This window comes from Streptomyces sp. NPDC037301 (assembly GCF_055602785.1).
On record NZ_JBVJWD010000028.1, the window covers coordinates 42,849 to 54,611 of the forward strand.

The following is an 11,763-nucleotide window of genomic DNA, read 5'->3' on the forward strand; positions in this document are numbered from 1 at the left end:
CGGTTCCCCTCTCGTCCAACTCGGCCTCCCCCCCCCCCCCCCCCCCCCCCCCCCCCCCCCGCCCAGCTAGGAGGCACCACAGTGCAAAGCGATCACACGGAACCCCGGCCGTCGGCCTCCTGGGTTGACCACGAAATCATGTGGTGCCTGACGTTCACCCACAGCCTGGACCCGTCAGAGCTGCTCACCCGGTACGGCGCCCGGCCCGAGGAGGCACGACTGCTGGACCTGCGGGAAGCGGACGGACTCGGCCAGCGAATCAGCGACGAAGGACTCGCGGCAACGGTCCTGCGCATCGGCGCCATCGGCGACTGGTCATTCTGCCTTGAGCAGTGGGGCTGGCTCGGCCACACGACCGCTCTGCTGACCCGGCTCTCCCAGGGCACCGAAACACTCAGCCTTCAGCAGGACGCGCGCGGCCAGCAGAGGTTCGAGTCTTGGTGCGATGGGCGCCGTACAGAACGATTCCGGCCCGGTATGGTCGGCACCCGACCCGAACCACCGCACCCATGGTGGGACGCTGTCGAACTCTGGCGAAGCGAAGCCGCGGAGGAATTCCCCGGATGGGACCCCGTACTGCGGGCAGTGTCCGAGCACACGGGGGCGACACTCAGCAACGAGACGGCCAACAGCCGACTGCTGACCGTGCTGCTGCAGGAAAGCAGTCAGGGGTACGGCCCGCCACCTCCCCAGACCTGGAGATCTCTCGGCTGCGGACTGCGCCTCACCCAAACCGACCCGCCACCGGCTATATGACATTGCCGGTCCATCCTCACCGTCACCCCCGCAGACGCCGCCACGGGCGCCGAAGCTGTTGACGCCGGCTACGTCTTCACCGTGAAAATCGACTTCGGCAATCGTGAGCGCTCCTGAACCGGCCCTCGCGGGCAGCACCTGGGTTGCTTCCGCCGCCAGTTGCTTTTCGACCTGTCCGCATCAGGGGCACACGATCCGCCGTTGAAATCCGCCGTCCCGAGGCAGGGGTGGTCAAGACGAACTGACCCAGCAGGTTTCGGCCTTAGAGAATTAACTTGTTCACTCTGGGACTTCACGTCCCAGATCAGCGCGATGCTCGCGCGCAGGTTGTTTATCTGCGAGCCCTTACTGATGGCTTCAGAATGACTTGCGGTGTCTGCGGGGCAGGCGATGTTGCAAACGAGTTCGAGCGGCCCCGGATGGAGGTTGGCCCGACATCCGGAGCGGATGCGGAGTACGTCATCCATCACGGTCGCGCCACGGCCTGGCCACGGGCCCGCTGTTCGTCCTGAACCTTGCGTGTCAGCGGCACTCACTATTGTCCATGCCCAATTGTCCATGCCCATGGCCTCAAGTGATCACCTGCTCGACCTGATCCATAACACCTCGGACATCCACGGGCTGCTGCGGTCGTCCTTCGGTTTCGACATCGACCGGAAGCAGTGCGTCACCCGACGGTGGGTGAAAAACGACCGCCTCAACCACGTCGGCTACCTCTGGGCCTTCTACGCCCCCAACGCCTCGCCCGGCGCCAAAATCCACTACCGCAGGCGCCGCGACGACCACGGAGACTGGCACGCATCCGCCCACCGGAACCTCTTCAACCGCATGCTCGGGCAGCTCTACCACTGCCTCCAGCACGGGCAGCACTACAACGAAGCAGTCGCTTTCCCAACGACCACCGAGGCTTTCGCGGCCTGAGCTCCTTCAGCCGACGACTGCACGGGACCAGCGCTCGTGAATGATGGCCAGTTTTTGCTCGAACTCCACGTCCCGGCTCCGGTTTGCAAAGACCCCGGAATCGTGAGTGAACGCCCGCGACCCCGGACAGCCTGTACGTCCCACCAGAATCCGCTGCGCGTGCGGTGCTGCCGCTTCTCGATCCGGGCAATCTCGTTCCATGAAACCGAGCGCCGGCTGACGAAGGTGCGGAACTCCATTCCACTCGTGGTCAGGAGCGTTCGGCCGCAGCCGCGATTGATCATGTAGAAGAACGAGGCCAACCAGGCAACACCCACGCCACCGCCCCACCACCATCGGTTCGACGTCGGCGCGGTCAAGGCCACTGCTACCGCTGTACCGGCACAGAGAAGCGTCAGGAAACCAGTCCACAACCAGTTCCGCCGCTGAGCAGCAGCGCCAAGGCCGATCCACACGTCGGGCATGTCCATGATGTTACCGATACGCACTCGAACAACGAGCCGCCCAACTTGACGAGTTAGATGCCTGCGGTGTCTGTCCGGCCGCGCGCTAGCTCTCTTCGCGCTGGTGGTACGTCTTGCGCGTGTGTTCCGTGTGCGCCCGCATGATCTCCGTGGCCCGCTGTTCGTCGCGCGAGGAGATCGCCGCGATGAGCGAGCGGTGCTCGATCCAGGACTGGGTGCCGCGCCGGCGGGCCACCGGGGTGTAGTACCAGCGCACCCGGCGGTCCACCTGCCCGGCGAGCCCGGAGAGGACGACATTGCCCGCCAGCTCCATGACCTTGGCGTGGAAGGCCGCGTTGGTGGCGACCGCCAGGTCCACGTCGTCGTCGGCGACAGCCTGCTCGCCCTTGGCGCAGAGCTCCTCCAGGGCCGCGATCCCGGCGGTGCCGGAGTTGGCCGCGGCAAGACGGGCGGCCTCGGCCTCCAGGAGGGTGCGGACCGAGAGCAGCTGGTCCGCCTCGTCCTCGGTGGGCTCATGGACGAACGCCCCCTGGGCGGGCCGCAGATCGACCCAGCCCTCGGTGTTCAGCCGCTGCAGTGCCTCCCGCACCGGCTGCCTGGACACTCCGAGATGGCCGGCCAGCTCGCTCTCGACCAGATGCTGGCCGGGACGGAGCGCACGCGTCGTTATGAGCTCGAGCAGCGCCTCGTACACACGCTCGCGTAGCGGACCGGGCCGCTCCAGCTTCGGCACAGCCCCTTGCGGCAGTCCTGTGGACAACTTCGCGGTCCCCCTCCGGCCGACGAGCAATTGCTTATCGTCTACAGTCTACCGAGCACGACGCCCCTCAGGGACAGCGGATCACCTGACCCGCGTACGAGAGATTCCCGCCAAAGCCGAAAAGCAGCACCGGCTCGCCGCTGTGCACCTCGCCGCGCTCCACCAGCTTGGACAGGGCCATCGGGATAGAAGCCGCGGACGTATTGCCGGAATCCACGACATCCCGGGCGATGACCGCGTTGACCGCACCGATCTTCCTGGCGACCGGTTCGATGATCCTCAGATTGGCCTGATGCAGTACCACTGCGGCCAGATCCTCGGGGGCGACGCCGGCCTTTTCGCACACCCTGCGGGCGATGGGCGGCAGCTGCGTGGTGGCCCAGCGGTATACGGACTGCCCCTCCTGCGCGAACCGCGGGGGCGTCCCCTCGATCCGTACCGCGTTCCCCATCTCCGGCACCGAACCCCACAGCACAGGGCCGATCCCGGGCCGGTCGCCGCCGTCCGGGTCCGCGACGACGACCGCCGCACCGGCTCCGTCGCCGAGCAGGACACAGGTGCTGCGGTCGGTCCAGTCCGCGATGTCCGCCATCTTGTCGGCGCCGATGACGAGGACGCGCTCGGCCGCGCCCGCCCTGATCGCGTGGTCGGCGGTGGCGAGGGCGTGCGTGAAGCCGGAGCAGACGACGTTGATGTCCATCACCGCGGGCGAGCCCATGCCGAGCCGGGCGGCGACCCGGGCCGACATGCTCGGTGAACGGTCGATCGCGGTGGAGGTCGCGACAAGAACCAGATCGACTTCGGCGGGCTGCAGCCCCGCCGCGGCGAGCGCCTTGGCCCCCGCGTGCGCGGCCATCTCGTCCACCGGCTCGCCAGGGCCTCCGACATGGCGGGTCTTGATGCCGACGCGACTGGTGATCCACTCGTCACTGGTGTCGACCATGGCCGCCAGATCATCGTTGGTGAGCACCTTGGCGGGCTGATAGTGGCCGAGCGCCACGACACGTGAGCCGGTCATGTACAAGATCCCCTCGCTACATAGGGCAGGAACCATCCAGTCTTGGTCGCTACTGCCCGGTACAGGGGCACGTGATCCCACAGGATTAGCACCCGGTCATTGGAGGCTTGGCAACAGCCTTGACCACCCAGAAGGCATACTGTAGACAATATTCTGTCGACTTGCCATCGTCTCCTGTTCCCTCGCCCGGTCCACTCCTCGGTCCACTCACCGAACGGAGAGCCCGTGAAAGTCGCAGTTGTCGGCGCCGGTGCCATCGGCGCCCGTGTCGGGGCCACGCTCCACCGCGGCGGCGCCGAGGTCCACTGCGGCAACCGCATCGAGGTGTGCCCCCACCGGCGCGCTCTCCTTCAGGGCCGTATTCGATATGCGCGCGGGCGGGACCTGGGACGAACAGGCCCAGACGGAGACCACCACCATCTGCGCGTACTGCGGTGCCGGCTGCAATGTCACACTCCATGTGCAGGACAATGAGATCGCCAAGGCCACCTCTCCGCACGACAATCCGGTGACCCACGGCAACCTCTGCATCAAGGGCCGGTTCGGCTTCCAACACGTACAGAATCGGGTTTAACCGCTATGGGACGGGTCACCGAGCGCCGCCGCACCATCCGTATCCGGGACGGGGCCGTCTCCACGCGCCCCGACACGCTCGTCGCCGAGGAGCCCCTGGAGATCCGGCTGAACGGCAAGCCGCTCGCCATCACGATGCGCACGCCGGGCGACGACTTCGCGCTGGCGGCGGGCTTCCTGGTGAGCGAGGGCGTGATCGGTGACGGCTCCGAGGTGCAGGGAATCGTCTACTGCGCCGGGGCCACGGCGGACGGCGTCAACACGTACAACGTCGTGGATGTGAAGCTCGCCCCCGGCGTCCCGGTCCCCGACATCACACTCGAACGCAATGTGTACACCACGTCGTCCTGCGGGCTGTGCGGCAAGGCGAGCCTCGACGCGGTGCGCACCACCACCCGGCATCCGGTCGCCGACGCTCCCCCGGTCCGGGTAGAGCCCGCCCTGCTCGCCGCCCTCCCCGACCGGCTGCGCGCCGCGCAGCGGGTCTTCGACCGGACCGGGGGCCTGCACGCGGCGGCACTGTTCTCCGAGACGGGTGAGCTGCTCGACGTCCGGGAGGACGTCGGCCGGCACAACGCGGTCGACAAGCTCGTCGGCCGGGCTCTGACCGACCACCGGCTGCCGCTGTCCCGGGCGATTCTGCTGGTGTCGGGGCGAGCCTCGTTCGAGCTGGCCCAGAAGGCGGTGATGGCCGGGATCCCGATGCTCGCAGCGGTCTCGGCACCGTCGTCCCTCGCCGTCGACTTGGCGGCCGAGACCGGACTGACCCTGGTCGGTTTTCTGCGGGGTCCTTCCATGAACGTGTACGCGGGTGAGCACCGCATCGCCCTGGAGGCGACGGTAGGCCAGGGCTGAGGCGCCTCGCCCGGCTGCGCGGGGCAGGGATCCGGCCGGCGGGGAGCGCCCCCTGCGCCGGCCGGTCCCGCCCCCGGACGGAGTTCCGGGCGCACCCTCAGCTCACCGTGACGGGCTCCCGTGACACCGCACCGTTCTCCCGGTTCTCCTCCTGCGGATCGCGCGAGCGGCGCTTGGCGATCACCGCGCACACCATCAGCTGCATCTGGTGGAAGAGCATGAGCGGCAATACGGCGAGGGACGCCTGCGCCCCGAACAGGACGCTCGCCATCGGCAGCCCGGAGGCCAGGCTCTTCTTCGAGCCGGCGAACTGGATGGCGATCCGGTCCCCACGGTCGAAGCCGAGCCGCTTCGCCCCGTACCAGCTCAGCGCGAGCATCAGCGCCAGCAGCACCACCTCGGCGCCGAGCAGCACCCCGAGCCTGGCCGGGGTGACCTGGTGCCAGATGCCCGCGACCATGCCCTCGCTGAATGCCGTGTAGACGACGAGCAGGATAGAGCCGCGGTCGACATAGCCGAGGACCTTCTTGTGACGGGTGATGAAGCCACCGATCCAGCGCCGCAGCAACTGCCCGGCGACGAACGGCAGCAGCAGCTGGACCCCGATCTTCAGCAGCGCATCGGCCGAGAATCCACCGCCGCTGTTGCCCAGCAGCGCGGCGGCGAGCAGCGGTGTGAGGAAGATCCCGGCGATCGAGGAGAAGGAGCCCGCGCAGATCGCCGCGGGCACATTACCGCGGGCGATCGAGGTGAAGGCGATCGACGACTGGATCGTCGAGGGGACGAGGCACAGGAAGAGGAAGCCGCTGTAGAGCTGCGGCGTCAGGACGTACGGCACCAGCCCCTTGCCCGCGAGACCGAGCAGTGGGAACGCCACGAAGGTGCAGACGAGGACGGTGAGGTGGAGCCGCCAGTGCTTGAGGCCGTCGAGTGCCTCGGCGGTGGAGAGGCGGGCGCCGTACAGGAGGAAGAGAAAGGCGACGGCTCCGGTCGAGGCGCCGCCCGCCACATCGGCGGCAGTCCCCGATGCGGGCAGTATCGCCGCCAGCACGACCGTGCCGATCAGCGCCAGGATGTACGGGTCGATCGGCAGCCAGGACGGCGGTTTCAGGGTGCGGCGGCTCATGTGCTCCACATGTTCTCTTGTGTTCTGGTCGTACCCTCTCCATCCTGCTCTTGATCATCGCGATCGAGAATCCGGCATACCGTTCTCACTGTCATCATGGTTCGCGATAGCCTGGGGGCTATGTACGACCCCGCGCAGTTGCGTACCTTTCTCGCCGTCGCCCAGACACTGAGCTTCACCCAGGCGGCCCGCCGGCTGGGTGTGCGGCAGTCCACGGTGAGCCAGCATGTGCGGCGCCTGGAGGATGCGACGGGGCGGCAGTTGTTCACCCGGGACACGCACCGGGTCGATCTCACCGTGGACGGTGAGGCGATGCTCGGTTTCGCCCGGACGATACTTGAGGCCCATGAGCGGGCCGCGACCTTCTTCACCGGCACCCGGCTGCGCGGACGGCTGCGGTTCGGGGCCTCCGAGGACTTCGTACTGACGCGGCTGCCGGAGATCCTGGAGTCGTTCCGCCGCGACCACCCGGAGGTCGAGCTGGAGCTGACGGTGGAGCTCTCCGGGACGCTGCACCAGCGGCTGGCCGCGGGCCGGCTCGATCTGGTGCTCGCCAAGCGGCGCGTCGGCGACACGCACGGCGAGCTGGTCTGGCAGGACGCGCTGACCTGGATCGGTGCACCGCAGCTGCGGATCGACCCGGACCGTCCGGTTCCGCTGATCCTCTTCCCACCGCCGGGCATCACCCGGGCCCGTGCTCTGGAGGTTCTGGAGGAGCACGGCCGGTCCTGGCGTGTCGCCTGTACGAGCACCAGCCTCAGCGGACTGATCGCTGCGGCTCATGCGGGCCTGGGCGTGATGGCTCACAGTCGGGGGCTGGTCCCGCCGGGTCTGGCGCCGGTGCCGGCCAGAGCGGGCCTGCCGGAGCTGGGCGATGTGGATTTCGTCCTGCTACACGGCCGCCGCCGGGACGGGGCACAGGAGGCCGCGGACGCCCTGGCGGCGGCGATCCTGGCGGGCGGCGACCGGCTGATCCGCAGTGTCGGCACAATCGGTTCGATCAGTGGCCGGGACGGCGCATGACCGCACGCCTGGACGGGGAGAACGAACGGCAGCCTCAATTCCGCGCCCGACTGGGCCGGGTCAGGTATGTGCGGGCCCGTCTGCGGGCTCGTCTGCGGACCAATACCTTCGTACCCGCTCGAAACGGAAGTGACAGCGGCGTACAGATTCGGTGGAGATTCCGGCGCCGCCCTCTTACTCCGCGGTCTCAGCCGCGCCCGAGCCTTGCCCATCTGGCCGGATTTCGGTGGCTGACCTGTGCATATGCCACATTGTCCGCCGTTACGGGGCCCTCCCGCCGCGCCGCCCGGTGGGGTAGCGTCACGGCGCTGTGCGGAGCGCCACAAGGAGCAGGTCATTGCGCGAGTTCACTGTCCCACCCATGGCGGCCGCGCCCCTCGTAGGCGGGCTGGCCGATGTGGTGTTCGACTACGCCGAGGAAGATCCGCACCGGGTCGCGCTCGGCCGAAAAGACGCGAGCGGGCGCTGGCAGGATGTCACTGCGGCAACGTTCCGCGACGAGGTGCTGGCGCTCGCCAAGGGGCTGATCGCGCACGGCGTCAGATTCGGCGACCGGGTGGCCCTGATGTCGCGTACGCGTTACGAGTGGACACTCCTCGACTTCGCGCTGTGGACGGTCGGCGCCCAGTCCGTACCGGTCTATCCGACGTCCTCGGCCGAACAGGTCTTCTGGATGCTGCACGACGCCGATGTGTCCGCCATCGTGGTCGAGCACGAGGACCATGCGATGACGGTCGCGTCGGTGATCGACCGGCTGCCGCAGCTCAAGCGGCTCTGGCAGTTGGACGCCGACGCGGTGACCGAGCTCGTCGACGCGGGTGCCCGTGTCGAGGACGAGGTGGTGCACCGCCACCGGCGCGCGGTGACGCCCGAGTCGGTGGCGACCGTCATCTACACCTCGGGCACGACGGGACGCCCCAAGGGCTGCGTGATCACGCATGCCAACTTCATGTTCGAGACGGACACCATGGCCGCCCGCTGGGAGTCGGTCTTCCACTCCAAGCCGGGCGACGAGGCTGCGACCCTGCTCTTCCTGCCCCTGGCACATGTCTTCGGCCGCATGGTCGAGGTCGCGGCGGTCCGCGGCCGGGTGAAGCTGGGTCATCAGCCGGAGCTGTCGGCGAAGGCCCTGATGCCGGACCTGGTGTCGTTCCGGCCGACGTTCATCCTGGCGGTGCCATACATCTTCGAGAAGGTCTTCAACGCCGCCCGGCGCAAGGCCGAGGCGGATGGCCGGGTCGGGCCGTTCGACAAGGCCGTGGACATCGCGGTGAAGTACGCCGAGGCGACGGAGGCGCGGGCGTTCGGGACCGGTCCGGGGCCGTCCGCCGGGCTGCGGATGCAGCACCAGTTCTTCGACAAGGTCGTGTACAAGAAGGTGCGCGAGGCGATGGGCGGCCGGATCCGGCACGCCATGTCCGGCGGTTCGGGGATGGAGCGGCAGCTCGGGCTGTTCTTCGAAGGCGCGGGCGTCACGGTGTACGAGGGGTACGGGCTGACCGAGTCGACCGCGGCGGCCACCGCCAATCCGCCGGAGCGCACCCGGTACGGCACGGTCGGGCAGCCGATCCCCGGCACCAGCGTGCACATCGCCGAGGACGGCGAGGTGTGGGTGCACGGCGGCAATGTCTTCGCGGGCTATCTCGGCGACCCGAAGGCCACCGACGCGGTACTGCGCGACGGCTGGCTGGCCACCGGGGATCTGGGGGCGCTCGACGAGGACGGCTATCTGACGATCACCGGGCGGAAGAAGGAGATCCTGGTGACGTCCGGCGGCAAGAGTGTCTCGCCGGCCGGTCTGGAGGAGCGGGTGCGGGCACATCCGCTGGTCGCGCAGTGCATCGTGGTCGGCAACGACCGGCCGTACATCGCGGCCCTGGTCACGGTCGACCAGGAATCGGTGGACCACTGGCTCTCCATGCAGGGGCGGCCGCCCCTGAAGCCGGGGGATCTGGTACGGGATCCGGACCTGGAGATGGAGGTCCGGCGCGCGGTGGTGGCCGCCAACACAGCAGTGTCGCAGGCCGAGTCGATCCGTACCTTCCGGATTCTGGCGCATCCGTTCAGCGAGGAGCACGGTCTCCTCACGCCGTCCCTGAAGCTGAAGCGCAAGGCGATCGAGACGGCGTACGCGGCGGAGGTCGACGCGCTGTACCGCTGAGGCACGGCCGTACCTCAGCGGTTGAGCGCCTGCTAGGTGATCGAGATGCGGAACAGCTTGTCCGCGCCGTCCGGTTCGCCTCCGTTGTTGTCGCAGTTGGTGGTGGAGAGCCAGAGCTGGTCCTGGCCGGGCACCTTGGTGACCGTGCGCAGCCGCCCGTACGTACCGACGTAGTACGCGGTCGGCGTGCCGAGGTTCTCGGTGTCACCGGTGATCGGCACCCGCCACAGCCGTTCGCCCTTCAGCGCGGCCATGTAGATGACATTGCGGACGATGGCGATCCCGCTGGGCGAGGCCTCGGAGATGTTCCAGGTCTTCTTCGGGTCGGTCATGCCGGCGGTGGAGCAGCTGCCCTCGCAGACGGGCCAGCCGTAGTTGTTGCCCGGCTTGATGAGGTTGAGCTCGTCCTTCTTGCTGTCGCCGAACTCCGCCTCCCACAGGCGTCCTTTGCCGTCGAAGGCGAGGCCCTGCGGGTTGCGGTGGCCGTAGCTGTAGACGTAGTTGCCGAACGGGTTGCCGGGGGCGGCCTTGCCGTCCGTGGTCATCCGGAGGATCTTGCCGTTGAGCGAGTTCTTGTCCTGCGCGAGGTCGGGGGTCTGGGCCTCGCCGGTCGACGCGTACAGGTAGCCGTCGGGGCCGAAGGCGAGCCGTCCGCCGTTGTGGTACCTGCTCTTCTTGATCCCCTGGAGCAGGACCGTGTATCCGCCGAGCGAGCTGCCGTCGTATGTCATGCGGGCGACGCGGTTGCCCTCGGACGCGGTGTGCATGAAGTACACGTAGTGGTTGGTGGACCACTTGGGGTCGACGGCGACACCGAGCAGGCCGCCCTCACCGTTGGTCGTGACCGCGCCCGGCACGGCACCGACCTGGGTCCTGGTGCCGCCGGGGGTGACCTTGAAGACCTTGAAGCTGTCCCGTTCGGTCACCAGCGCGGTCTTGCCGTCGGGCATCCAGTAGGTGCCCCAGGGGATGGACCAGCCGGTGGAGACGGTGGCGATGTCCGACGGAACGCCGCCGTCGCCGGCGCAGGCCGGGGTGTTGAAGGTGACCGTGTTGCTCGGAGGTGAGACATTGCCCGCCGCGTCCTTGGCAACGACGTCCAGGGTGTACGGGCTGGCGCAGGCGAGCCCGGTGAGGGTGGTCGTGGTGGCCGGCGGGGCACCGGTCACGGCCTTGTAGACGGTACTGCCGCTGCGTACCTCGTAGGCGGTGACGGCCTTGTCGTCCGTCGACGCTCCCCAGTTCAGGACAACGCTGTTCGCGGTGAGGCCCGAGGTGGACAGGGTGCCGGGTGCCGAGGGCACGGTGGTGTCGGAGCTGGGCAGGGTGGTGCAGTCCACGATCGGGCTGACCGACGACACATTGCCGGCCGCGTCACGCGCGAACAATGTGATGTTGTACGTGGTATTGGGGGTGAGCCCGGTCAGGTTCTTCGTCGTGGCAGTGCCCGCCGCCTCCGCGAACTTGTTGCCGTGTTCGTAGATGTCGTACGCGGCGACGCCCACGTTGTCGGTGGCGGCGTCCCAGTTCAGCGTGAGGCTGTCCTCGGTGATCGCCGAGCAGCTCGGCCGGCCGGGTGGGGTGGGTGCTTGTGTGTCCGATGAGGTGACCGTGAAGTCGATGTAGTCGAGGTTGGGCAGCCCGTTGGCCGTCGTGGACGTCAGCCGGATCTTGTTGCTGCCTGCCTTGACCGGGGTGGTCAGGGTGGAGGTGGCCCAGGTGTTCCAGTCGGCGGTGGCGTCGAAGGCGCGGGCGGCCGAGACGACCGTGCCGCCCACGGCCACGTCCGCGGGCCGGCCGGCCGTCGTGCCGTTGGAGTACCGGATGGCGATCTGTCCGGTCCCGGCAGAGGCCGCGGTGACCGTGAACTCCACATAGCTGCCGACGACATTGTCGCCGTTGACGAAGCCCGTCCCGGAGTAGCCGGAGTGGTTGGACTCGGCGGCGCCCTGGACGATCGTCGCGGACTCCGCCTCGTAGCGGGTGGCCGCCGCGGAGGCGGATTGCGGCACCGCCTGCACCAGACCTGTGCAGAGCAGCATGACCGCGAGCGCGGCCACTCTTCCTCGTAACGTGGTGAGTGTGCTGGCCTTCATCTGAACCTCC

At 68.3% G+C, this 11,763-nt stretch carries 8 protein-coding genes and 2 pseudogenes; 6 read left to right on the top strand and 4 right to left on the bottom strand.

Annotated features, from left to right (window positions below):
- The first annotated feature begins 138 nt into the window (after positions 1-138).
- Both ACZ7IB_RS33035 and ACZ7IB_RS33040 read left to right on the top strand, forming a co-directional pair.
- Positions 139-756, top strand: coding sequence for a DUF6461 domain-containing protein (locus ACZ7IB_RS33035; RefSeq protein WP_470917615.1), 618 nt, complete (start codon positions 139-141; stop codon positions 754-756).
- Between the two features lie 654 nt (positions 757-1,410).
- Positions 1,411-1,677, top strand: a pseudogene (locus tag ACZ7IB_RS33040) (IS110 family transposase); the annotation flags it as partial.
- 549 nt (positions 1,678-2,226) lie between these two features.
- Here the strand turns inward: ACZ7IB_RS33040 and ACZ7IB_RS33045 are convergent.
- Both ACZ7IB_RS33045 and ACZ7IB_RS33050 read right to left on the bottom strand, forming a co-directional pair.
- Positions 2,227-2,874: a GntR family transcriptional regulator gene (locus ACZ7IB_RS33045; protein WP_470917616.1), complete on the bottom strand. Its 648-nt coding sequence runs from the start codon at positions 2,872-2,874 to the stop codon at positions 2,227-2,229.
- A 94-nt stretch (positions 2,875-2,968) separates the two neighbouring features.
- A complete protein-coding gene (locus ACZ7IB_RS33050) occupies positions 2,969-3,919 on the bottom strand; it encodes a beta-ketoacyl-ACP synthase III (RefSeq protein ID WP_470917617.1) in 951 nt (316 codons plus the stop codon).
- A 231-nt stretch (positions 3,920-4,150) separates the two neighbouring features.
- Between ACZ7IB_RS33050 and ACZ7IB_RS33055 the strand changes: the two are divergent.
- Positions 4,151-4,493: pseudogene (locus tag ACZ7IB_RS33055) on the top strand (2-dehydropantoate 2-reductase N-terminal domain-containing protein); the annotation flags it as partial.
- A gap of 5 nt (positions 4,494-4,498) precedes the next feature.
- Positions 4,499-5,347, top strand: a complete 849-nt coding sequence (gene fdhD, locus ACZ7IB_RS33060; protein ID WP_382905390.1) for a formate dehydrogenase accessory sulfurtransferase FdhD — start codon at positions 4,499-4,501, stop codon at positions 5,345-5,347.
- Between the two features lie 97 nt (positions 5,348-5,444).
- On the opposite strand, the gene ACZ7IB_RS33065 is transcribed toward fdhD, so the two are convergent.
- Positions 5,445-6,473 carry a bile acid:sodium symporter family protein gene (locus ACZ7IB_RS33065; protein WP_470917619.1) on the bottom strand — a complete coding sequence of 343 codons (1,029 nt, stop codon included), beginning with the start codon at positions 6,471-6,473 and terminating at the stop codon, positions 5,445-5,447.
- Between the two features lie 111 nt (positions 6,474-6,584).
- On the opposite strand from ACZ7IB_RS33065, the gene ACZ7IB_RS33070 reads away from it, so the two are divergent.
- Together ACZ7IB_RS33070 and ACZ7IB_RS33075 are read left to right on the top strand one after the other, a co-directional pair.
- Complete coding sequence (locus ACZ7IB_RS33070; protein ID WP_470917692.1) at positions 6,585-7,496, top strand: LysR substrate-binding domain-containing protein; 912 nt, start codon at positions 6,585-6,587, stop codon at positions 7,494-7,496.
- 361 nt (positions 7,497-7,857) lie between these two features.
- Entirely contained in the window at positions 7,858-9,657 is a 1,800-nt protein-coding gene (locus ACZ7IB_RS33075; RefSeq protein WP_470917620.1) for an AMP-dependent synthetase/ligase, read from the top strand.
- A gap of 32 nt (positions 9,658-9,689) precedes the next feature.
- Here the strand turns inward: ACZ7IB_RS33075 and ACZ7IB_RS33080 are convergent, their stop codons facing one another.
- Complete coding sequence (locus tag ACZ7IB_RS33080; RefSeq protein WP_470917622.1) at positions 9,690-11,753, bottom strand: PQQ-dependent sugar dehydrogenase; 2,064 nt, start codon at positions 11,751-11,753, stop codon at positions 9,690-9,692.
- Positions 11,754-11,763: the final 10 nt, after the last annotated feature.

Excerpts from the sequence above, each read along its gene's own strand:
- fdhD (WP_382905390.1), top strand. The coding sequence starts at position 4,499 with ATGGGACGGGTCACCGAGCGCCGCCGCACCATCCGTATCCGGGACGGG.
- ACZ7IB_RS33035 (WP_470917615.1), top strand. The coding sequence starts at position 139 with ATGTGGTGCCTGACGTTCACCCACAGCCTGGACCCGTCAGAGCTGCTC.
- ACZ7IB_RS33050 (WP_470917617.1), bottom strand. The coding sequence starts at position 3,919 with ATGACCGGCTCACGTGTCGTGGCGCTCGGCCACTATCAGCCCGCCAAG.
- ACZ7IB_RS33065 (WP_470917619.1), bottom strand. The coding sequence starts at position 6,473 with ATGAGCCGCCGCACCCTGAAACCGCCGTCCTGGCTGCCGATCGACCCG.
- ACZ7IB_RS33080 (WP_470917622.1), bottom strand. The coding sequence starts at position 11,753 with ATGAAGGCCAGCACACTCACCACGTTACGAGGAAGAGTGGCCGCGCTC.
- ACZ7IB_RS33075 (WP_470917620.1), top strand. The coding sequence starts at position 7,858 with ATGGCGGCCGCGCCCCTCGTAGGCGGGCTGGCCGATGTGGTGTTCGAC.